Genomic DNA, 22,197 nt, shown 5'->3' with positions numbered 1-22,197 from the left:
CGCCGCCTCTCCGCTGTCTCGCCGAATCAGTACGTGCCGGTCAGCGCGTGGCGGACCATCGGCAGCATCGACTCGACGGTGCACTCGCGCGGATTGCCCGGCGTGCACCAGTCGCCCATCATGTGCTCGGCGATGGCGATCGCCTGCTTCTCCGACGTGTCGACTCCATCGCCGCGCCCCTCGTACTTTCCGGTGTTCATCCGGTTCTTGTCGTAGCTCGCGGTGGTCAGTGAACCGAAGTTGTCGGGGATGCCGAGGTCCTTCGACAGCCGGATGGCCTCCTCGACAGCGGCGTCGGCCGCCTGCACCGTGGTCATCCGGCTGGTGTCGACGCCCATCAGCCGCGCGATCTCCGCGAACCGTTCATAACGCGACGGCAGGTTGTACTCCCACACTCGCGGCAACGCGATCGCGTTGTTGAGTCCGTGATGGCTGTCGTAGAAGGCGCTGAACGCGTGGGAGAACGAATGGATCAGGCCGAGTCCGCCGGAATTGAACGCCTGCGCCGCGATGTACTGCGCATGCATCATCCCGGTCCGCGCCTGGAGATTGTGCGGGTCGTACACGGCGGTGCGCAGGTGCTGAGCCGTCAGTTCCATCGAGTACTTCGCGTTGCCGAGCGACGGCGCGAAGTCCAGACGAGAGACGAACGGCTCGCTCGCATGCGCGAGCACGTCGAATCCGCAATAGGCGGTGAAGTGCTCCGGGCACGAGTAGTACAGCAGCGGGTCGTCCATCGCGAGATCGACGAGGCAGGTGTCGTCGAACGCCACCCACTTGTGCGGATCGGCCATGTCGGAGGTGTCCGTCACGACATACGCCCAGGAGGTCTCCGAGCCGGTGCCCGCGGTGGTCGAGACCGCGATGTGCTTCGGGTTCTCCTTGTTCGTCGCCTTCGAGAAGCCCTCGAACTCGTTGATGTTGCGGCCGTCGTGCGCAATGACCATGCGTGCGCCCTTCGCGGCGTCGTGGCTCGACCCGCCGCCCACCGAGATGATGCCGTCGCACTTCTCGGACTGATAGCGCGCCGCCGCGTCCATCACGTTGAAGTCCTTCGGGTTCGACTGGACCTCGTCGAACAGCACCACGTCGACGCCTTGATACTCGATCTTTCCCGTGAGCTCCTCGATGATGCCCGAACCGCGCAGCCCGGTGGTCATCAGCAGCACTCGGGTCATGCCGAGTTCCTTGGCCTCGACGCCGAGCATGTCGTGGGCGCCGACGCCCAGCTTCGCCTTCGGGAACGGGTGGAACTCCTTGATCGGGAAGTCCCAGATCTGATTCATCTCGATCGCCATGGGGGTCAGCTCCTTCGGTGAGAGTGCCCGGCACTGGCCCGTGCCGAACTGTCCTCACCAGCGTGTTCGACGTCACATGGCGTCGACAAGAGCACCTGACCGGGTGCCGGAGAGATCAGCCCGGGAGGGCAGGAGTGTCCCTGTCCGATCGGACAGGTGATGGAGCCGGTTGCCCGACGGCGCGCTCGATCGCCCCTCGGTCAGCCCACCGCGCGCTCGATCTTTCCGCCGAGGTCGATCAACTGCTGCTCGAAGTTCGGGTAACCGCGATCGATGTGCTCGACGTCGTGTACCTCGGTGACCCCGTCGGCGACCAGTCCGGCCAGCACGAGGCCGACGCCGGCCCGGATGTCCGACGACCACACGGGTGCGCTCGACAGGGCCTCGACCCCGCGGATGACCGCGTGGTGGCCGTCGGTACGCGCGTCGGCGCCGAGCCGGACCATCTCCTCGACGAACCGGAACCGCGCCTCGAAGACGTTCTCGGTGATCATCGACATCCCGTCGGAGACCGCCGCGAGGCCGATCGCCATCGGCTGCATGTCCGTCGGATAGCCCGGATACGGCAGCGTCGCCGTGTTCACCGCCACCGGGCGCGTCGCCTGCGCCACGCGGAATCCGTCGTCGAACCGCTCCACGACGGCACCGGCGTCCTCGAGCTTCTTCAGCACGAGCCGCAGGTGGTCGGGATCCACCCCGCGCACCCGGATGTCGCCACGCGTCATCGCCGCCGCCACGCCCCACGTGCCCGCCACGATCCGGTCCCCGACGACATGATGGCGGGTCGGGGTCAACGAGGTGACCCCGGTCACGGTGAGCGTGGGCGAACCCGCGCCGTCGATCCGCGCGCCCATCTCGATCAGCATCTCGCAGAGATCGACGATCTCCGGCTCGCGAGCGGCGTTGTCGATGGTCGTGACCCCGTCGGCGAGCACCGCGGCCATCAGGATGTTCTCGGTCGCGCCGACAGACGGGAACTCGAGCGCGACGGCCGCGCCGGTCAGGGCCTCCGCTTCGGCGACCACGCACCCGTGCTCGATGGCGCTCTGCGCGCCGAGCGCACGCAGACCCGCCTGATGCATGTCGAGAGGACGCGAGCCGATGGCGTCGCCGCCGGGCAGCGCCACCACCGCGCGGTGCCTCCGCGCCATCAACGGGCCGAGGACGCACACCGAGGCGCGGAACTGCTTCACCGCGTCGAAGTCGGCGTGATACTCGGGTTCTGCGGGGACGTCGATGGTGACGACGTCCCCCTCGATGACGACCTCGGCGCCCAGACCGCGCAGGACGTCCGCCATCAGCGGCACGTCGGCGATCTCGGGCGCGTTCGTCAGCACCGTCCTCCCCTCGGCGAGCAGCGCCGCCGCCATCAGCTTCAGAACGCTGTTCTTGGCTCCTCCAACAGTCACCTCTCCAGCCAGTCGTGCCCCACCGGTAACCAAGTAGCGATCACTCACGCACACAGCTTATCGCCGGACGCGTAGGTTGACAGACATGGCAGTCCATCTCACTCGCATCTACACCCGCACCGGCGACGACGGCACGACCGGACTCTCCGACTTCTCCCGCGTCCCGAAGACGGACGCTCGCGTGGTCGCCTACGCCGACTGCGACGAGGCCAACGCGGCGATCGGCGCGGCCCTGACCCTCAGCGGCGAGGTCCCCGCGGACATCGCCTCGGTGCTGACGACGGTGCAGAACGATCTCTTCGACGCCGGCGCCGATCTGTCGACACCGGTGGTGGCGGATCCCAAGTACCCGCCCCTGCGAATCGAACCCGACTACATCGAGGCCCTGGAGAAGTGGTGCGACGCCTTCGGCGCCGAGCTCGAACCACTGGACTCGTTCATCCTTCCCGGCGGCACCGCGCTGTCGGCCTACCTGCACCAGGCACGGGTGGTGACCCGACGGGCCGAGCGATCGGCGTGGGCGGCGATCGGCGAACACCCCGACGACTCGTCGGTGCTTCCGGCCAAGTACCTGAACAGGCTGTCGGATCTGCTGTTCATCCTCGGCCGTGTCGCGAACGTGCGCGCGGGCGTCGCCGATGTGAAGTGGGTACCGGGCGGCGAACGCGACCGCTGATCAGCAGGGCCGAGTCACGCCGCCGGGCGGCGCCTGCGCGACCGCTGCGGCGCGCGTGCCTCGATCCACGACTGAAACGCCGTCGACACCGCCGGACTCATGCCCAGTTCGTAGCGGCCGCCGCGGCCCGACCGGCCGATCGCGAGTTCGACTATGCCGAAGTCGTCATCCATGATCTCGAGTTCCGTCCCGACCGGGCGTCGGCGGCCGACGATCTCGATCCGTCGTCGGGACATGCTCACGGTGGGGCCGGGACGCAATGAGCTGAGGCGATAGTAGGTCAGATTGTCGTCTCCGTACTGAACGGATCCGTGGCGCCAGCCCTCGTCGGCGTCGGCGGGCAGCGAGCGGAGCAGCACCGGCGTACCGGCACGTCTCACCTCGACCAAGCGGTAGACGACGCCTGCGGCGACGAAGAATCCCGCCACGACGACGCCGATGATGATCCACACCCACAATGCCAACCCCATCAACCTCCTCACATGCAGGTATACACGACGACGGTTAAGCCCTTCCTGAGACGACGACAGCCGCCCTGCTGTGCAGGACGGCTGTCGTCGTGTATGTCACATCATGTGCGAAGCGGGTCGCAGTTCCGGATCAGGCCACAGCTTCCACTGCGCGGACCCGGGACCTGGCGGCGAGGTACTCCTCGCTGCCCTCGGCTGCCGACTCCAGCACCGCGCGCTCGGCGGCGACGTCGATGTCGGAGACGAACTGAGCGGCCTCGGCCAGCACCGTGATCGAATCACCGGTCACGGACAGGAACCCGCCCTGCACGGCGATCGCCGTCTGGTTGCCGGAGGCCTCGGTCACCTTGACGAAGCCGCCGGGCGCGAGCTCGGCGAGCATCGGCGCGTGGCTCGCGAGGATGCCCAGCTCGCCGACCGTCGTCTGTGCCACGAGGAACGTCGCATCGCCGGAGTACAGCTCGGAGTCCGGCGAGACGACCGAGAGTCGGAAAGTCTTGTCAGCCATGGCGGGTGACTACTTTCCGGCGATCTTCTTGGCTGCGGCCTCGACGTCGTCGAGTCCGCCACAGCTGTTGAACGCCTGCTCGGGCAGGTGATCGAACTCGCCCTTGCACACGCGGTCGAAGGCGTCGATGGTCTCCGACAGCGGCACGACCGAACCGACCTGACCGGTGAACTTCTCGGCGACCAGGAAGTTCTGGCCGAGGAACTTCTGCAGGCGACGGGCGCGGGCGACCGTGACCTTGTCCTCCTCCGAGAGCTCGTCCATACCGAGGATCGCGATGATGTCCTGCAGTTCCTTGTACTTCTGCAGGATGCGCTTGACCTCGTTGGCGACGCGGAAGTGCTCGTCACCGACGATCGAGGCCTCCAGGATGCGCGAGGTCGACGTCAGCGGATCCACGGCCGGGTAGATGCCCAGCTGCGAGATCGGACGCGAGAGCTCGGTGGTCGCATCGAGGTGAGCGAACGTGGTCGCCGGCGCCGGGTCGGTGTAGTCGTCGGCGGGGACGTAGATCGCCTGCAGCGAGGTGATCGAACGACCCTTGGTCGAGGTGATGCGCTCCTGCAGCTCGCCCATCTCGTCCGCCAGCGTGGGCTGGTAGCCCACGGCCGAAGGCATACGACCGAGCAGGGTCGAGACCTCGGAACCGGCCTGCGTGAAGCGGAAGATGTTGTCGATGAACAGCAGCACGTCCTGGTGCTGAACGTCGCGGAAGTACTCGGCCATGGTGAGGGCCGAGAGAGCGACGCGCATACGCGTGCCCGGCGGCTCGTCCATCTGACCGAACACCAGGGCGGTGTCCTGGAGAACGCCCATCTCCTCCATCTCGAGGTGGAGGTCGGTGCCCTCACGGGTACGCTCACCGACGCCCGCGAACACCGAGGTGCCCGAGAACTCGCGAGCGATACGGGTGATCATCTCCTGGATCAGAACGGTCTTGCCGACGCCTGCGCCGCCGAACAGACCGATCTTGCCGCCCTTGACGTACGGGGTCAGCAGGTCGATGACCTTGATGCCGGTCTCGAGGATCTCAGTCTTGCCCTCGAGCTGGTCGAAGGCCGGGGGCTTGCGGTGGATGCCCCACTGCTCGCCGTCGCGACCGGTGCCGGGAGCGTCCAGGCAGTCGCCCAGCGCGTTGAAGACGTGGCCCTTGACGACGTCGCCGACCGGAACCGAGATCGGCTTGCCGGTGTCGACGACAGCCGCGCCGCGGACCAGGCCGTCGGTCGGCTGCATCGAGACGGTGCGGACCACGTTGTCGCCGAGGTGCTGTGCGACCTCGAGCGTCAGCGTCTTCGCGACCGCCGGGAGGGTGACCTCCGCGTGCAGGGCGTTGAACAGGGCGGGGATGGCGCCGCGCGGGAACTCGACATCGACGACGGGGCCGATCACCCGGGCGACACGACCGGCGGTCGCGGAAGCGGCCCCCGGTGTATCAGTGACTGCTGCAGTCATTGTTACTTCACTTTCCTTCAGGTGTGTCTCTTGTCGCGATCAGTTCGCCAGCGCCTCGACGCCGCCGACGATCTCGCTGATTTCCTGGGTGATCTGCGCCTGACGGGCCGCGTTGGCCTGACGGGACAGGGTCTTCTCGAGCTCGGTGGCGTTGTCGGTCGCCGCCTTCATGGCGGTACGACGTGCCGCGTTCTCCGATGCCGCCGACTCGAGCAGCGCAGCGAAGATGCGCGACGCGACGTACTTGGGCAGCAGTGCGTCGAGCAGTTCCTTGGGCTCGGGTTCGAAGTCCACCTCAGCCGTGACGACGGCGTTGGCGGAGTCCTCGAGGATGTCCTCCCCCATGTTCAGATGCTCGACCTCGAACTCGACGTCGATCGGCGCCATGCGGCGAACCACCGGCTTCTGCGTCAGCATCGACACGAAACGCGTGTAGACGATGTGCAGTTCGTCGACGCCCTCGACCTCTCCACCGCCCGGCAGCGCCACCGTCTCACCCGAACCGGCGAGGAACGAGTCCACCAGATGGTGGACGGCGGCCGCGCTGTCGGAGAAGTTCGGCTGCTGAGAGAAGCCCGACCAGCCCGCGGCGACAGGACGCTCGCGGAAGGTGTAGTACCCGATGCCCTTACGGCCCATCACGTACACGACCGGCTCTTTGCCCTCGCTGCGCAGGAGCGAGAGAAGTTCCTCGGTCTCCTTGAGCACGTTCGAGTTGTAGCCGCCACACTGGCCGCTGTCGCTGGTCACGACCAGGACGGCGGCACGGCGCGGGTTCTCCCGATCGGTCAGCAGCGGGCTGTCCAGCGACGTCGAGGCGTTCGCCAGCGTCGTGACGACCCGGGTGATCTCCTGGGCGTAGGGACGGGCGGCAGCCACCCGTGCCTGTGCCTTGGTGATCCGCGAGGTCGCGATCAGCTCTTGCGCCTTCGTGATCTTCTTAGTCGATTGAATCGACTTGATCCGTGAGCGCAGCTCCCGAATGGTTGCCATGTTACTTCTGCTTCTTCGTCACTCGGATCGTCTCGGGCTCGACGTCTTCGGCGGCCAGCGGATCGGCGTCGACGTCGACCACACGGCTCCCGTCGGCGGCGATGAAGCCTGCCTTGAAGTTGTTCGTCGCGGTCGCGAGAGCGGCCTTGTCGTCGGCGGTCAGCTTCTTGCCGCCGGCGATGTTGCTGTAGACGCCCGAGGCGGTGTGGTGCAGCTCGCCGAGCAGCTCGGCCTCGAAGCGACGCACGTCCGCGACCGGAACCGAGTCCATGAAGCCTTCACCGCAGAGGTAGAGCGACACGATCTGGTCCTCGACGGCGACCGGGCTGTACTGGTCCTGCTTGAGCAGCTCCACCCAGCGGGCGCCGCGCTCGAGCTGTGCCTTCGATGCGGCGTCCAGGTCCGAGGCGAAGGCCGAGAAGGCCTCCAGCTCACGGAACTGAGCGAGCTCCAGACGCAGCGAGCCGGACACGTCCTTGAGGCCCTTGGTCTGCGCGGCGCCACCGACACGCGAGACCGAGATGCCGACGTTGATGGCCGGACGGACGCCCTTGTTGAACAGGTCCGACTCCAGGAAGACCTGACCGTCGGTGATCGAGATGACGTTGGTCGGGATGAACGCCGAGACGTCGTTGGCCTTGGTCTCGATGATCGGCAGACCGGTCATCGAGCCGCCGCCGAGCTCGTCGGACAGCTTCGCGCAACGCTCCAGCAGACGCGAGTGCAGGTAGAAGACGTCACCCGGGTAAGCCTCGCGGCCCGGCGGGCGACGCAGCAGCAGCGAGATGGCGCGGTAGGCCTCGGCCTGCTTCGACAGGTCGTCGAACACGATGAGGACGTGCTTGCCCTGGTACATCCAGTGCTGGCCGAGGGCCGAACCGGTGTACGGAGCCAGCCACTTGAAGCCGGCCGAATCGGATGCCGGTGCGGCGACGATGGTGGTGTACTCCATCGCGCCGGCCTCCTCGAGGGCGGACTTGACGCCGGCGATGGTCGAACCCTTCTGACCGACGGCGACGTAGATGCAGCGGACCTGCTTCTCCGGATCGCCCGTCGCCCAGTTGGCCTTCTGGTTCAGGATGGCGTCGATGCAGAGCGCGGTCTTACCGGTCTTGCGGTCACCGATGACCAGCTGGCGCTGGCCGCGGCCGATCGCGGTCATGGCGTCGACGGCCTTGATGCCGGTGGCGAGGGACTCCTCGACCGGCTGACGCTCGAGGACGGAGGCTGCCTGGAGCTCGAGGACGCGGTCGCCCTCGGACTCGATGGCGCCCAGTCCGTCGATCGGTGCGCCCAGCGGGTCGATGACGCGACCGAGGAACTTGTCGCCGACCGGGACCGACAGGACGTTGCCGGTGCGCTTGACTTCCTGGCCCTCTTCGATGTTCTCCGAGTCACCGAGGATGACGGCGCCGACCTCATCCAGGTCGAGGTTCAGTGCGACACCGCGGATGCCGCCGGGAAACTCCAGCAGCTCGTTGGCCATGGCACCCGGAAGGCCGCTGACGTGAGCGATGCCGTCACCGGTGTCAGTGACGGTGCCGATCTCTTCGCGCGAGGCCTGGTTGCCCACGTCTTCGGTGTAACTTGCGATCGCGCTCCGAATTTCATCGGAGGAGATGGTCAACTCCGCCATGTTCCTGCTCTTCCTGGCTTTCTGGTTCTTGGTCTTGGGAATCGTTAGTGGTGGCGTGCGATGGTGCTACCGCAGGCCGCGACGCAGCGTCGCGATCTTGCCCGAGATGCTGCCGTCGATGCGCTCGTCGCCCACGCGGATCACAACGCCGCCGAGGAGCTCGGGGTCGATGTCGACATGCAGGGTGACGGGTGCCGAGTAGATCTCGGCGAGCTTCGCGGCGAGCTGATTGCGCTGCTCGCTCGACAGCTCACCGGCACTGGCGACGTAGGCGACCTTGCGGCCGTTGCTGGCCGCGGCCAGCTGCGACAGCTCGTCGATCGCATCGCCGGGGAGCTCATCGGTCGTCGCGACCGCATTGACGGCCAGACGCTCGGTGATCGGCTCCACCTTGCCGTCGATCAGCTTGCGCAGCAGCGCGGTGCGATCGGCGGTGGTGCGGGCACGGTCGGTCAGTGCCTGCTCCAGTGCCGTGTCGCCCTTGATCACGCGGGCGAGGCGGAACAGCTCGTCTTCGACGGTATCGGACTTGCCTGCGGCCTTGGCAGCCTGCAGCAGGGCCTCGCGGCCGAGCTGACGGAGGCCTTCGACCAGATCGGCGTCGCTGGACCAGGTGCGTGCCGCGGTCGAGGAGACGACGGAACGGGTGGTGTCAGAGACCTTGCCGGTCAGGACCTTGTCGGCGACCGCGGCCCGGTTGTCGGGTGCGGTGCTCGAGTCGGCCAGCGCGATGCGCAGCGAACGGTCACCGCTGACGGCGTCGGACACCGACAGCAGTTCCTCGCCGACGGTCACCGCATCGGTCGATGCGGCGGCCCCACGAAGGATGGTCTCCAGCTCAACGCGGGCCCCTTCGAGGGCTTCGCGGCTTGACGCTGCGTACATCTAGCTACATTCCTTGTCTAGGCGGATCCCGCCTGGGAGTCGGCTTGCCTCGGATGTGGCGGAGCGAGGGACGGAGATCTCTCCGGTCCCCTCGCCGGCCCGCACCATCGGTGTATCCATCGGATTACTTGGCGGTCTCGTTCGACACGCCGTCCAGTTCAGCCAGGAACCGATCGACGGTTCCAGCCTGCTTGACGTCGTCCGACAGGGACGCACCGACCAGCTTCTCGGCCAGATCGACCGACAGCTTGCCGAGGTCACCGCGCAGTTCGGAGACGACCTGCTGACGCTGCGCGTCGAGCTGGGCGTTGCCGTTGGCGATGATCCGGTCGCTCTCGGTGCTGGCCTGAGCCTTCATGTCCGAGACGATCTGCGCACCCTGGGTGCGTGCCTCGTCACGGATGGCAGCAGCCTCTTCACGAGCGCCTGCGAGCTGCTCGCGGTAAGCCGCCAGCTGCTGAGCCGCTTCGGCCTGAGCCGCCTCGGCGCGGGCGATACCGCCCTCGATCGTGTCGTGACGCTCGTCGAGCACCTTGCGGTACTTCGGGATGACGAACTTCCAGAAGACGAAGAGGACGACGGCGAAGGCGACCAGCGACCAGGTGATGTCGTACCACTCGGGAAGGAGTGGGTTCTTGCTCTCGTCTTCAGCGGCGAGAATCAAACTGGTGTTGATCATGTCGTGGTCTCTTATCAGAAGATGAAGCCGGCGACGATACCGATCAGCGCCAGGGCCTCAGAGAGTGCGATACCGAGGAACATGGTGGTGCGGATCTGACCGGCCAGCTCGGGCTGACGGGCGATACCCTCGATGGCCTTGCCGGCCACGATGCCGACGCCGATACCGGGGCCGATGGCTGCGAGGCCGTAGCCGATCGCGCCGAAGCCCTTACCCGTGATGGTTTCGTCGGCCAGAGTCTGGGCGATGTAGCTCATCTTTGCGATTCCCTTTCTTGGTGGCTCCCCACCCGGACGGGCGAGCGAGTCAGTCTGTGCCGGTCCGGCCGTCTGGCCGTCCCGAAGTCGTTATTCGGTCAGTGCGAGTCGGCGTGGATCGACTGGTCGATGTACACCGCGGTCAGCAGAGCGAAGATGTACGCCTGCAGCGCGATGACCAGGAGCTCGAAGAACGTGAAGCCGATGGCCGCGACGAGCGATCCCAGACCGGCAAGCGTCCAGATGCCGCTCTGGTCGATGATGAAGTACTGCGTGGCGGCGAAGAACAGCGCCAGCATGATGTGACCGGACAGCATGTTGGCCATGAGTCGGACGGTCAGCGTGAAGGGCCGCAGGATGAACGTCGAGACGAACTCGATGGGCACCAGGAGGAAGTGCACCGGGAGCGGCACACCGGGAAGCACGATCGACGACTTGATGAAGCCGAAGAAGCCGAACTTGGAGATGCCCACCCAGCAGTAGGTGACGTAAGCGGCCAGCGCCATCACCAGCGGCATGCCGATGCGCGCGTTCGAGGAGATGTTCAAGAACGGGATGATCGACGTCAGGTTCAAGAAGATCGTCGCGAAGAAGATGGAGGCGATGATCGGCAGGAACTTGCGGCCGTTGTCCTTACCGAGGATCTCCTCGGCGATGTTGATACGGACCCAGTCGATGAAGCTCTCACCGATGTTCTGCAGGCCGGTCGGCACGAGCTTGGGGCTGCGCAGAGCGAGCGCGAAAAACGCCGCGACGAGTACCGCCACGACGACTCGGATCAGCATGAGCCGGTCCATTCCCCACCAGGTGCCTTCTCCGAACAGCATCGGCGGGAAGAAGTCATCCAGGGACGGTGCGTGGAACTCGGCTGCGAGGGTGGCGCTCAGCGTTCTCTCCCGTTCTCGGGCCCGCGCAACTTCTCAGTAGGCGGGTTCCATCGTTCAGTGTGCGAGGTGCCGCAGTGCATTGAACTGCACATTGCCGCATCGTCCCGCGGGAAGCAGACTAGCAAGTCAGAAGGCCCAGCGACCAATCCGGGGCGACAATATCTGCATATCGTCCCGATGCAATCGTTCTACTATCAGTCGTAGTAGCTGGTCAGGCGACCCTTCGTGAAGCTCGTCACAATCAAGCCTTGGTGTCGGACTCCGGTGCGATGTAGGTCTGACGGGTGGTCAGCACACCCCACAGCTCACTGCCCAGGACCAGAACGATCGCGCCGATCAACATGCTGACCAGCGCGCCCTTGTTGTAGAAGGTCATGTCCTTGAGAATCGCCGTCACGGCGATGACGATGACCACTTTGACCAGATAGCCGCCCATCAGCGCACCCATGACGACTGTCGGCGAGGCCTTCGCGGTCAGCAGGATGGTGATGACGGTGATCAGAATGAACCCGCCTCCGATCGCGGCGCCGATGAGGACACCCCACAGTCCCGGCACGCCCTTCCAGGGCCACCAGATGAGCAGGCCTGCGACGATGAGGATGCCGAGGCCGCAGACGCCGTACTTCAGTCCCGCTTTCAGCGGCGCAGTCGGGTCGGTCGCCTCTTCGAGGGCCGCCGAGTCGATGCCGCTCGGGGTCGGTTCTGGTGCTTCGTTCTCGTCATTCGTCGACACGAGAGACCAGGTTAGCGAGCGGACACGCTATCGGGCGAACCGGCGACTCAGTCGCGGTGCGAACGTCGCGGCGAGCGCGACGATCAAACCCACGATGAAGATCGGCATCACGACCGACGCGGGCAGCAGGGTCCCGGCCGCCACGGAGAACGCCAGGACACCGACCCACAGGTAGATGAGCAGGGCGACTCGACGCTGGGAGTGACCCAGTTCGAGCAGTCGATGATGCAGATGCATCTTGTCCGGAGTGTAGAAGCCGACGCCCGCTCGGGTTCGCCGGATCACCGCCATCACCATGTCGAGCATCGGGATGAACATCACTGCGGCGACCAGGATCAGTGGCGACAGCAGCGTGAACATGTCCGCCGGTCCGTACGCGCTGCGAGCGACGCGCCCCGACGCACTCGTCGCCGCGGCGGCGAGCATCAGGCCGATCAGCATCGCGCCGGAGTCTCCCATGAAGATTCGGGCGGGTGAGAAGTTGTGGGGCAGGAATCCCAGGCACGCGCCGGCGAGCGCAGCGGTGATCAGCGCTGGTGGGTAGTAGCTGACGTCGCCGCCCTGGTCGTGCAGGAGTCCGAGCGAGAACAGGCAGATCGCGACGGCCGCGATGAGGCCGATGCCTGCGGCCAATCCGTCCAGGCCGTCGACGAAGTTGATGGCGTTGATCGTGGTGACCGTGATCGCCACGGTGAGCAGCCCGGCCTGCAGCGGATCGAGCACGACGGTGCCGATGTCGGCGAACGGCACGTAGACGAGGTACCAGCTCACACCCATGATGACCAGCACGCCTGCCGCGGTCAGCTGACCGACGAACTTCGTGAGTGCGTCGAGGCCCCAACGATCGTCGATGATGCCGACGAGGACGATCACCAGACCGGAGGTGATGACGGCCAGCATGTCGTGGGTGTACGAGAAGCCTCGGTTGAGTGCGGGCAGTTGCGCGGCGAGCCCGATCGCGCAGACGATGCCGATGTACATGCCCACCCCACCCAGCCGGGGCGTCGGGATCACGTGCACGTCACGCTGACGCGGGACGGCGACGGCTCCGAAACGAACGGCGAGAACGCGGACCAGCGAGGTGAGGAAGTAGGTGATGCCCGCCGCCGCGAGACCGACGAGGGCGAGCTCGCGAAGCGGCACGCCCGCCCCGCCGCCGGAGGTCTCCAGCGCGTATCCGAGCACGTCTACTTCTCCCCCACCGCGGCGACGGCCTCGGTGATCGCGGCCTGCCGAGCCACGTCGTCCGGGTCCGTGCGCATCGCGTCGATCATCAGATCGGCGACCGTGGACATCTCGGCGGGCCGCAGACCGTCGGCCGCCATGACCGCCGAACCGAACCGGATCGCCGAACCCTCGGCCACCGGGGCCTCGTCGAACGGCGTCACGGCCTTGTCGACGATGATCCGGCACGCGGCCAGTCGCCGGGCCGCCTCGCGACCCGAGATCCCGAGCGACGAGACCTCGACGACGGCGATGTGAGTGTCCGTTCCGCCCGAGACGGTCCGCAGACCGCGCTCGGCGAGCCTGGCGGAGAGTTCCGCGGCGTCGTCGGCGACGTTCCGCGCGTACGCCGCGTACCCCGGGCGCAGGCACTCGGCGAAGGCCACCGCCTTGGCGGCGATCGAGTGCATCGCGGGGGCGCCCTGGATGAACGGGTACACGGCGCGCGACAACGAATCCGCATGCTCACCGCGCGCGAGCAGCAGTCCGCCGCGCGGTCCGCGAATCACCTTGTTGGTCGCGACCGTCACCACGTCCGCGTGCGGAACCGGCGAGTCGAGCACGCCGCCGACGGCGAGCCCCGCCAGATGCGCGGCGTCGGCCCAGAAGATGCAGTCGGCCTCGTCGGCGATGGTGCGCATCGCGGCGAAGTCCCACGACCGCGAGTACGAGGTCCCGCCGGCCACCAGGATCCGCGGTCGATGGATCAGCGCCAGCTCGCGGATCTGATCGTAGTCGATCTGCTCGGTGTCGGCGCGGACCTCGTAGTTCAGGACGGTGAACCAGCGGCCGGACAGATTGGCGCGAGAGCCGTGCGACTGATGCCCGCCGTGCTTCAGACTCAGCGACAGCACCTGGTCGCCAGGTTGAGAGAAAGCCGCGTAGACGGCGAAGTTCGCCAGCGCCCATGACAGCGGCTGGACGTTCACGTACTCGGCGCCGAACAGTTCGTGCGCTCGGCTGATCGCCAGCTCCTCGATGTCGTCCACCACGTCGACGCCGCCGTGGTAGCGGTGCCCGGGGTAGCCCTCGGCGTACTTGTCCGCCAGGATCGAGCCCACCGCGGCGCGCACGGCGGGCGTGGCGGTGGATTCGGCGGCGAGCATCTGCAGACTGCCGCGGCGCCGCGTGGCCTCGCGCTGGAGCAGCGCGGCGATCTCGGGATCGCCTGCCAGCGGGTCGCCCGCGGCCGGGTCGAGGATCGGGTCGGTCACGACCGGCTCCGAAGTTCCTCGGCATCCACATCCAGCACCTCGGCGAGATGCTCCGCGGTGATCGCGCCCTCGCGCAAGATCTTGGGCTCCGGACCGGTGAGGTCGACGATGGTCGAGGCGACGGCGTGATCGGCCGGGCCGCCGTCGAGGTAGACCGACACCTTGTCCTGAAGCTGGTCGCGGGCCTCCGGCGCGGTCGTGGCCGGCGGATGCCCCGAGATGTTCGCGCTCGAGACCGCCATCGGCCCGACTTCCCGCAGCAGCTCGATCGCGACCGGATGCAGCGGCATGCGGATCATCACGCTCCCCGAGGTGTCCCCGAGGTCCCAGGCCAGCGACGGTGCCTGCTCGACCACCAGGCTCAGTCCACCGGGCCAGAAGGCCTGCACCAGTTCCCGTGCCTGCGGCGACACCGAACGCACCAGACCGTCGACGGTGTGCCACGAGCCGACGAGCACCGGCACCGGCATGTCGCGTCCGCGGCCCTTGGCCGCGAGCAGCGAGGCCACGGCCTCACTGTCGAACGCGTCGCAGCCGAGGCCGTACACCGTGTCGGTGGGCATCACCACGAGCCGACCGGCACGGGCCGCGCCCACCGCCGCCCGGATGCCTGCTTCTCGCTCGTCTGGGTCACTGCAATCGAACACCGCGCTCACGCGTTCCATCCTTCCACGCCGTCGCCCGCCGATCGCGCAGGGTCGTCTACGGCCCGGTGCACGGCGGTGACGAATCGGGGTCGCCCGGCCAGGTCGCGACGGGGCCGCACATCGGCGAATCCGCCCGCACGGGCGAGCGCGTCGCACACCGCCTCCGAGGTGGTGTCGTCGTGCTCGATCGCGACGACGGCTGCGGGGCTCAGCGCCGCGGCGAGGATCGGCACGAGCGCATCGATCAGTTCCATGCCGCTGTCGCCGGAGAACACCGCCTCGGGCGGGTCGTGGGCGACCTCCGGGGACACGGCTGCTTGCGCGGGCACGTACGGCGGATTGCTCACCACCACATGCGCACCGGTCAGGATCGGCGACATCGCCGTCGCGTCCGTCACGTCTGCGCGGACCACGCTCACCCGGCCCGCCAGGCCGAGATCATGGACGTTGCGGCGCAGGTACTCGGAAGCGGTCTCGGCCAATTCGACGGCGGTGACCTGGACGTCGGGCGCGTGGGCCGCGATCGCGACAGCGAGTGCGCCACTGCCCGAGCACAGATCGACGACCCGGATCGGCGCGATACCGGTTCGTCGCAGCTCGGCGATCTCGGCGACCGCCCATTCGACGATGAGCTCGGTTTCCGGGCGGGGGACGAAGACACCCGGCCCGACGGTGAGTTCGACGCCGGCGAAGTGCGCGCGGGAAGTGATGTGCTGCAACGGGACTCGTTGAACCCGACGCGACACCGCATCGTCGATGCGCGATCGGTCCGCGTCGGAGACGTCGTCGATCAGCAGCAGTCGGCCCGGTTCGACGCCCAGCACCTGCGCCACGAGCTCACCGGCTTCGGCGGCCGCCGAGTCGATGCCGGCCTCGGTGAGGCGCTGCGCCGCCGCGCGTCGCACGGCGTCCGCGGATCGCCGCAGAAGTCCGCTCACTGCTGCAGTCGTGCCTGCTTGTCGGCCTCGACAAGGGCGTCGAGGAGCGCGTCCATCTCGCCGCCGAGAACGGAGTCGAGGTTGTTGGCCTTGTACCCGATGCGGTGATCGGTGATCCGGTTCTCCGGGAAGTTGTAGGTGCGGATGCGCTCGGACCGGTCGACGGTCCGGATCTGCGCCTGACGTCCCGCAGACGCCTCGGCCTCCGCCTCCTCCTCGGCCGCCGCCTTCAGCCGAGCCGCGAGCACCTGCATCGCGCGCGCCTTGTTCTGCAGCTGCGACCGCTCGTTCTGGCAGGTCACCACAATGTTCGTCGGCAGGTGCGTGATGCGGACGGCAGAGTCGGTGGTGTTGACGCCCTGGCCGCCCTTGCCGGAGCTGCGGTAGACGTCGATGCGGAGATCGGACTCGTCGATCTGAATCTCCTCGACTTCGTCGGGTTCGGGATAGATCAGCACGCCCGCCGCCGAGGTATGGATGCGGCCCTGCGACTCGGTGACCGGTACTCGCTGCACGCGATGCACACCGCCCTCGAACTTCAGTCGCGACCAGACGCCGTCGCGGACGGTCTCGCGAGCCTTGATCGACAGCGTCGCCTCCTTGTACCCGCCGAGGTCTGACTCGGTCGCGCCGAGCACGGTGGCCTTCCAGCCGTGTCGCTCGCAGTACTTGAGGTACATCCGGACCAGGTCGGACGCGAAGAGCGCCGACTCCTCACCGCCTGCGCCGGACTTCACCTCGAGCACCACATCGTCGGAGTCGTGCGGGTCGCGCGGCGCGAGCAGATCGGTCAACGTCGCGTCGAGCTCGGTGACGGTCGCTTCGAGGGCGGGGATCTCCTCGGCGAACGCCGCATCGGCCTCCGCCAGTTCACGCGCGGCCTCGAGGTCGTCGCGAGCGGCGGTGAGCTTGGTGTACGTGGTCATCACCGGTGCCAGTTCGGCGAACCGCTTGCCCACGCGCCGTGCGTTGGCCGGATCGTCGTGCAGGGCGGGGTCGGACAGCTGGGCTTGGAGTCCGGCGTGTTCGGCGAGGATGTCGTCGATCGCGGACGGTTCCTGCGTACTCACGTGCTGGATCTCCTTAGTCATCACTGCGGGGTCGTCGCCGGCGACTGTACGTCGTCGCCGGGCGTCGTCGGCGAAACAACAGACGCCCGACCCGAGATCTCCGGGGAGATCTCCAGTCGGGCGTCTGAGGCGAGCTACTTGGCGCGCTTGCCGTAACGCTTCTCGAAGCGAGCGACGCGACCGCCGGTGTCGAGGATCTTCTGCTTACCGGTGTAGAACGGGTGGCAGTTCGAGCAGACTTCCACGGTGATGTGGCCGCCCTTGGCGGTGCTGCGGGTGGTGAACTCGTTGCCGCAACCGCAGTTGACGGTGGTCACCTCGTAGTCGGGATGGATTCCCTGCTTCATGTGATGTCCCTTCATCATGGCCGCCGGGTCACCGCTGATTTTCAGTGGTGTGAACCGGAACCGGACTGACCGGAGAATTATTCCACAGGGCCCCTCCGGTCGACCAATCGTGCAGGTGCCGGGCTTGCGGGCAGGTCGACCACGGCCGCGGAGTGAATCCAGTCTCTTTGCCATCGGCAACCTCGGGAACTCGCCGCGCGCGGGTTTACCCTGGTTTCGGCGACTCCGTCCGGGCCACCGTCGACGGCCCTCTCGCCCCGCATTCGCCCCGAGCGCTTGGAGTACCGAGAAGACATGACGACCGCGAACCCGACGAGTGATGCCGCTTCCTCCCGCGCCTCGAAACGGCCTCGCTGGTCCCGACGCAACCCCTATCACGCCACCGTCGTCCAGAACGACCTCCTGACCGCGCCCGAGAGCGACAAGGAGGTCCGGCATCTCGTCCTCGACATCGCCGACTCGGGACTGGACTACCGACCGGGCGACGCGGTGAACGTGACTCCGACCAACGAGCCTGCGCTGGTCGCCGCGATCGTCGAACGGCTCGGTGTGCCCGGGGAGACGATCATCGCCGACCGCAAGGGCGAACGCACTCTCACCAATGCGCTCACCCACGGCTTCGAGATCACCTCGACGTCGCCCTACCTGCTCGACCACCTCGCGAACGCGCGCGGCGTCGCCGAGGTCGCGGAGCTGCTGGCCGGCGACCGTACCCGCCTCGACGCCTGGTCGCGCGGGCGCGATGTGCTCGATCTACTGAATCTCGATCCCTCATGGAGCCCGACTCCCGAAGCCTTCCTCGCCGAACTGCGCCCGCTCGCAGCCCGGACCTATTCGATCTCCTCGTCTCCCTCCGTCCACGAGGGCACGCTGCATCTGACGCCTGCGACGGTCCGGCACATGGCCACCCCGGTCTGGGGCGACGGGCGCGACCGCGGCGGCGCCGCATCCACGTACCTCGCCGATCGCGTGGAACCGGGTGACACGGTCGGCATCTACCTGACCGCGAACAAGTCGTTCCATCTGCCGGAGCCCGACACCGACATCATCATGGTGGGTCCGGGCACCGGCATCGCCCCGTTCCGCGGCTTCCTCCACGAGCGCCGCAACGACGACGGCTCCGGCCGCAACTGGCTGTTCCACGGTGCGCGCCGTCGCGATCAGGACTTCCTCTACCGCGACGAGATGTGGGCGATGGAGGCCGACGGCAGCCTCCGCCTCGACGTCGCGTTCTCCCGCGAGCAGGACGAGAAGATCTACGTCTCGCATCTGATGGGCGGTCAGGGCGAGGAGCTCTACAGCTGGATCCGCGACGGCGCCGTCCTCTACGTGTGCGGCGACGCGACGCAGATGGCGCACGATGTGGACGAGACGCTCGTCGCGATCATCCGCGATTACGGCGACTTCGACGACGAGGGCGCCCGTGCCGAGCTCCAGCGTCTCCGCGAGTCGGGTCAATACCGCCGCGACGTGTACTGACGCGGAGCGTCAGGTTGAGCCGATTCACGAGGCCGAAGGCCGAGAATCGGTCGAAACCACGGTGAGGTTCACGCCAGACCCAGCCCGGCTGACACCGGTTTCGACTCGCTCCGCTCGCTCAACCAGCGGACTGGGGGCGCTCACCCAGCGGACTGGGGGTGCTCTACCTGCGGAGGCCCACCGGTACGACTAAGGCTGGTAGGAGTTCTCTCCTACCAGCCCTTCGTCACCTAGGCTTCGACCGATTCTCGGCCTTCGGCCTCGTGAATCGGCTCAACCTGAGCCTCCGGCTCAGTCTGCCGCTCCGCGTCAATCGTCGTTCATCACGCCGGGGGCGTTCTTGCTCACCTGCATCAGGAATTCGACGTTGCTGCGCGTCTTCTTGAGCTGCGCGACCAGCAGGTCGATCGCGGCCTGCGAGTCGAGGCCTGCGAGCAGGCGGCGGAGCTTGTGCACGATCGCGAACTCGTCGGGCGACAGCAGGAGCTCGTCCTTGCGGGTGCTCGAGAGGTTGACGTCGACCGCCGGGAACACGCGCCGCTCGGAGATCTTGCGATCGAGCTTGAGCTCGGCGTTGCCGGTGCCCTTGAACTCCTCGAAGATCACCGTGTCGCCGGTGGATCCGGTCTCGACCAGCGCGGACGCGATGATCGTGAGAGATCCACCGTTCTCGATGTTGCGGGCGGCACCGAGGAATCGCTTCGGCGGGTACAGCGCCTGCGAGTCGACACCACCGGACAGGATGCGTCCGGACGCCGGCGACGCGTTGTTGTACGCACGGCCCAGTCGGGTGATCGAGTCGAGCAGCACGACGACGTCCATGCCGTTCTCGACGAGACGCTTGGCGCGCTCGATCGCGAGCTCGGCGACGCTGGTGTGGTCCGACGGCGGACGGTCGAAGGTCGAGGCGATGACCTCGCCCTTCACCGAACGCTGCATGTCGGTGACTTCCTCGGGACGCTCGTCCACCAGGACGACCATCAGATGGCATTCCGGGTTGTTGGTGGTGATCGCGTTCGCGATGTCCTGCAGAATGGTCGTCTTACCGGCCTTCGGCGGCGAGACGATCAATGCTCGCTGCCCCTTGCCGATCGGCATGATCAGGTCGATGACGCGCGTCGACAGCCGCTCGGGCGTGGTCTCGAGACGCAATCGCTGGTTCGGGTACAGCGGCGTCAGCTTGGTGAAGTCCGGACGCTTGCGCGCCGACTCGATGTCGGTGCCGTTGACCGTGTCGAGACGGACCAGCGGGTTGAACTTCTGGCGCTGGTTGTTCGGGTTCTCCCCGTCGCGCGGCACCTTGACCGCGCCGGTGATGGCATCGCCTCGGCGGAGCCCGTTGCGGCGCACCATGTTCATCGAGACGTAGACGTCGTTCGGACCCGCCAGGTATCCCGACGTCCGGACGAACGCGTAGTTGTCCAGCACGTCGAGGATGCCCGCCACGGGAGCGAGCACGTCACCCTCGTTGACCTGCGGCTCGCCGGCGTTGCCGCCGCCGCCGTCGCGATCGCGTCCGCGACGACGCTCACGGAACCGGCGGCCGCGGCGGCGACCGCCGCCCTCGCCGTCGTCGTCGTTGTTGTCGCGGTTCTGGTTCTGGGGACCCTGATTGCCCTGGCCCTGGTTCTTCTGGCCCTGATTGCCCTGGCCGGACCTGTCGCCGGAGTCCTGGCTCTTCTCGCCCTGATTCCGGTTGCCGCCGTCACGATTGCCACCGTCACGGTTGCCGCCGTCACGATTCCGGTTCCGGTTGCGGCGGTTACCGTCGCCCTCGGAGTTCTGTTCACGCTGCTGGTCGCCGCGCGCCTGCGCAGGCTTCTCATCACGGTTCTGGTCGGCGTTCCTGTTGCCGCCTCGGCCGTTCTCATCCGCGCGGTCGTTGTCCGCGGACTTGGCGGCGCCGCCCTTGTTCGCGGGCGCGGCGTCCGGCTTCTCGACTGCGGTCGCCTGGACAGTCCGGTCCGCCGCACGCGTCTCGGCGGGCTTGTCCGCAGGCTTCTCGGTCGCGGGACTCTGCGCGACGACCTTCTCAGCTGCGGCTTTCGGCGCCGCGGCAGGCTTCTCAGTCGACGACTTCTCTGCGCCCGCGGCCTTCTTCGACGAGCCGGTCGCACCTCCGTGCTGGTGCGCACGGATCACATCGATCAGATCGCCCTTGCGCATCCCCGACGTGCCCTTGATGCCCAGCTCAGCCGCGAGGCCGCGCAGTTCCGGCAGCAGCATGGCGGAAAGTCCGGTACGGGCCCGCTTGGGTGCCTGCACATCCGTTTCGGTCACGGAATTCCTTTCGTTCCCCGGCTTCAGATGCCGGGGGCCCCGTCCAGAGAGTGGGCGGAGCAGCAAAATTTGTTGGTTCGCCGGACAATCGGGTGGAGATCACACACGCCCTGGGTCCCGGTGAAGCATTTCTAGAGTACCACCGGGTCACGACAGCGTCAGGAAACGACCTCGACGCCTTCTGCCACCTCAACCGGGATCATCGTGAATCCGAGGTCCGCCGCGAGCTCAGCCTCCTGAGCTCCGAGCGGGTTCGTTCCCAGCACGAGCACCGACGGTCCAGCACCCGATACGGTAGCCGCGTGCCCGCCTTCGCGCAATGAACCCACCAGGCGAGTCGTCTCCGGAAGCGCCTGCGCGCGGTATTCCTGATGCAGCCGATCCTGTGTCGCGTCGATCAGGCACTCCGGGGCTGCGGTGAGAGCGACCACGCCCAGTGCCGCACGGCTGACGTTGAAGACGGCGTCGGTACGCGGGACGGCGTCCGGCAACAGTCCGCGCGTCGCCTCGGTCGAGGACTCGACCTCGGGCACGAACACCGTCGCGACGACCGCCGGATGCAGATCGAGCCGACGCGCGAAGAACTCGCGCTCGCCGTGCGTCCAGGTCACCACCGCCGAGCCGAGCACCGACGCGGCGGCGTTGTCCGGGTGACCTTCGAACTCGCTGGACAACTGCACCATCTGCGCGTCGTCGAGCGCGGGTCGACGGCCGTCCCGGGCCACCAGCGCCGACGCCGCGGCCAGTCCGCCCACGACCGCCGCCGCGGACGATCCGAGCCCTCGCGAATGCGGGATCGCATTGCGGCACTCCAGGTGGAAGCCACGCACCGCGACGCCTGCGGTCTCGAAGCCGCGGACCACGGCGCGCGCGACGAGGTGCCGCTCGTCGAGGGGCACCTGATCTGCGGCCTCGCCGCTCACGGCGACCGTGATCCCGCCGTCGGTGACGGTGACCGCGACCTCGTCGTAGATCGACAGCGCCAGGCCGAGGCAGTCGAAGCCCGGCCCGAGGTTGGCACTCGATGCGGGCACCCGGACCCGGACCGAAAGTCCTTCGGGCAGAGTGAGTTCCGCGTCAGCCGCGCCGATGGTCGAGTGTGTGGTCATCGC

The 22,197-nt window shown here is 67.3% G+C and carries 22 protein-coding genes; 2 read left to right on the top strand and 20 right to left on the bottom strand.

Features of this window, described 5'->3' with window-relative positions; genetic code table 11:
• Positions 1-26: 26 nt before the first annotated feature.
• The gene (gene mdo / locus SCNU_RS04075) at positions 27-1,298 is read right to left on the bottom strand and encodes an NDMA-dependent methanol dehydrogenase (protein WP_009678089.1); all 1,272 of its coding nucleotides are present in this window, start codon (positions 1,296-1,298) and stop codon (positions 27-29) included.
• A gap of 200 nt (positions 1,299-1,498) precedes the next feature.
• A complete protein-coding gene (gene murA, locus SCNU_RS04070) occupies positions 1,499-2,755 on the bottom strand; it encodes a UDP-N-acetylglucosamine 1-carboxyvinyltransferase (RefSeq protein ID WP_009678088.1) in 1,257 nt (418 codons plus the stop codon).
• A gap of 37 nt (positions 2,756-2,792) precedes the next feature.
• Between murA and SCNU_RS04065 the strand changes: the two genes are divergently transcribed.
• Complete coding sequence (locus SCNU_RS04065) at positions 2,793-3,383, top strand: cob(I)yrinic acid a,c-diamide adenosyltransferase (RefSeq protein ID WP_009678087.1); 591 nt, start codon at positions 2,793-2,795, stop codon at positions 3,381-3,383.
• Between the two features lie 14 nt (positions 3,384-3,397).
• On the opposite strand, the gene SCNU_RS04060 is transcribed toward SCNU_RS04065, so the two are convergent.
• From SCNU_RS04060 to rpmE, 16 genes are all read right to left on the bottom strand, one after another.
• Positions 3,398-3,853, bottom strand: coding sequence for a DUF2550 domain-containing protein (locus tag SCNU_RS04060; protein ID WP_009678086.1), 456 nt, complete (start codon positions 3,851-3,853; stop codon positions 3,398-3,400).
• A gap of 130 nt (positions 3,854-3,983) precedes the next feature.
• Positions 3,984-4,361, bottom strand: coding sequence for a F0F1 ATP synthase subunit epsilon (locus SCNU_RS04055; protein ID WP_009678085.1), 378 nt, complete (start codon positions 4,359-4,361; stop codon positions 3,984-3,986).
• 9 nt (positions 4,362-4,370) lie between these two features.
• On the bottom strand, positions 4,371-5,816 hold the full coding sequence (atpD, locus tag SCNU_RS04050) for a F0F1 ATP synthase subunit beta (RefSeq protein WP_009678084.1): 1,446 nt from the start codon (positions 5,814-5,816) through the stop codon (positions 4,371-4,373).
• Positions 5,817-5,855: 39 nt separating this feature from the next.
• The gene (locus tag SCNU_RS04045; protein WP_009678083.1) at positions 5,856-6,809 is read right to left on the bottom strand and encodes a F0F1 ATP synthase subunit gamma; all 954 of its coding nucleotides are present in this window, start codon (positions 6,807-6,809) and stop codon (positions 5,856-5,858) included.
• Between the two features lies 1 nt (position 6,810).
• On the bottom strand, positions 6,811-8,445 hold the full coding sequence (gene atpA, locus SCNU_RS04040) for a F0F1 ATP synthase subunit alpha (RefSeq protein WP_009678082.1): 1,635 nt from the start codon (positions 8,443-8,445) through the stop codon (positions 6,811-6,813).
• 66 nt (positions 8,446-8,511) lie between these two features.
• Positions 8,512-9,330, bottom strand: a complete 819-nt coding sequence (locus SCNU_RS04035; protein WP_040517528.1) for a F0F1 ATP synthase subunit delta — start codon at positions 9,328-9,330, stop codon at positions 8,512-8,514.
• Between the two features lie 124 nt (positions 9,331-9,454).
• Entirely contained in the window at positions 9,455-10,009 is a 555-nt protein-coding gene (locus SCNU_RS04030; RefSeq protein ID WP_009678080.1) for a F0F1 ATP synthase subunit B, read from the bottom strand.
• A 14-nt stretch (positions 10,010-10,023) separates the two neighbouring features.
• On the bottom strand, positions 10,024-10,266 hold the full coding sequence (locus SCNU_RS04025) for an ATP synthase F0 subunit C (protein WP_006896403.1): 243 nt from the start codon (positions 10,264-10,266) through the stop codon (positions 10,024-10,026).
• Positions 10,267-10,364: 98 nt separating this feature from the next.
• A complete protein-coding gene (gene atpB / locus SCNU_RS04020; protein ID WP_009678079.1) occupies positions 10,365-11,093 on the bottom strand; it encodes a F0F1 ATP synthase subunit A in 729 nt (242 codons plus the stop codon).
• Positions 11,094-11,394: 301 nt separating this feature from the next.
• Complete coding sequence (locus SCNU_RS04015) at positions 11,395-11,886, bottom strand: Cg1360 family ATP-synthase-associated protein (RefSeq protein WP_009678078.1); 492 nt, start codon at positions 11,884-11,886, stop codon at positions 11,395-11,397.
• A gap of 27 nt (positions 11,887-11,913) precedes the next feature.
• Positions 11,914-13,071: a glycosyltransferase family 4 protein gene (locus SCNU_RS04010; RefSeq protein WP_009678077.1), complete on the bottom strand. Its 1,158-nt coding sequence runs from the start codon at positions 13,069-13,071 to the stop codon at positions 11,914-11,916.
• A gap of 2 nt (positions 13,072-13,073) precedes the next feature.
• On the bottom strand, positions 13,074-14,324 hold the full coding sequence (locus SCNU_RS04005) for a serine hydroxymethyltransferase (protein WP_009678076.1): 1,251 nt from the start codon (positions 14,322-14,324) through the stop codon (positions 13,074-13,076).
• Positions 14,321-14,980 (bottom strand): L-threonylcarbamoyladenylate synthase, encoded by a 660-nt coding sequence (locus SCNU_RS04000; RefSeq protein ID WP_009678075.1) that lies wholly within the window; start codon positions 14,978-14,980, stop codon positions 14,321-14,323. Before SCNU_RS04000 ends, SCNU_RS04005 begins: the two co-directional genes overlap by 4 nt.
• Positions 14,977-15,909 carry a peptide chain release factor N(5)-glutamine methyltransferase gene (gene prmC / locus SCNU_RS03995; RefSeq protein ID WP_009678074.1) on the bottom strand — a complete coding sequence of 311 codons (933 nt, stop codon included), beginning with the start codon at positions 15,907-15,909 and terminating at the stop codon, positions 14,977-14,979. The genes SCNU_RS04000 and prmC overlap by 4 nt, the downstream gene beginning before the upstream one ends.
• Entirely contained in the window at positions 15,906-16,979 is a 1,074-nt protein-coding gene (gene prfA / locus SCNU_RS03990; RefSeq protein WP_050792749.1) for a peptide chain release factor 1, read from the bottom strand. Before prfA ends, prmC begins: the two co-directional genes overlap by 4 nt.
• Before the next feature lie 134 nt (positions 16,980-17,113).
• On the bottom strand, positions 17,114-17,326 hold the full coding sequence (gene rpmE, locus SCNU_RS03985; RefSeq protein WP_009678072.1) for a 50S ribosomal protein L31: 213 nt from the start codon (positions 17,324-17,326) through the stop codon (positions 17,114-17,116).
• A gap of 294 nt (positions 17,327-17,620) precedes the next feature.
• On the opposite strand from rpmE, the gene SCNU_RS03980 reads away from it, so the two are divergent.
• Positions 17,621-18,805 carry a diflavin oxidoreductase gene (locus SCNU_RS03980; protein ID WP_009678071.1) on the top strand — a complete coding sequence of 395 codons (1,185 nt, stop codon included), beginning with the start codon at positions 17,621-17,623 and terminating at the stop codon, positions 18,803-18,805.
• A 309-nt stretch (positions 18,806-19,114) separates the two neighbouring features.
• Here the strand turns inward: SCNU_RS03980 and rho are convergent, their stop codons facing one another.
• Both rho and thrB read right to left on the bottom strand, forming a co-directional pair.
• Positions 19,115-21,031, bottom strand: a complete 1,917-nt coding sequence (gene rho / locus SCNU_RS03975; protein ID WP_009678070.1) for a transcription termination factor Rho — start codon at positions 21,029-21,031, stop codon at positions 19,115-19,117.
• Positions 21,032-21,243: 212 nt separating this feature from the next.
• Positions 21,244-22,194 carry a homoserine kinase gene (thrB, locus tag SCNU_RS03970; protein ID WP_009678069.1) on the bottom strand — a complete coding sequence of 317 codons (951 nt, stop codon included), beginning with the start codon at positions 22,192-22,194 and terminating at the stop codon, positions 21,244-21,246.
• Positions 22,195-22,197 lie beyond the last annotated feature (3 nt).

Origin of the sequence: Gordonia neofelifaecis NRRL B-59395 (assembly GCF_000192435.1) — a bacterium.
GTDB classification, from domain to species: domain Bacteria; phylum Actinomycetota; class Actinomycetes; order Mycobacteriales; family Mycobacteriaceae; genus Gordonia; species Gordonia neofelifaecis.
The sequence above is the reverse complement of the archived record's forward strand: the minus strand, read 5'-3'. Positions and strand labels throughout refer to the sequence as shown.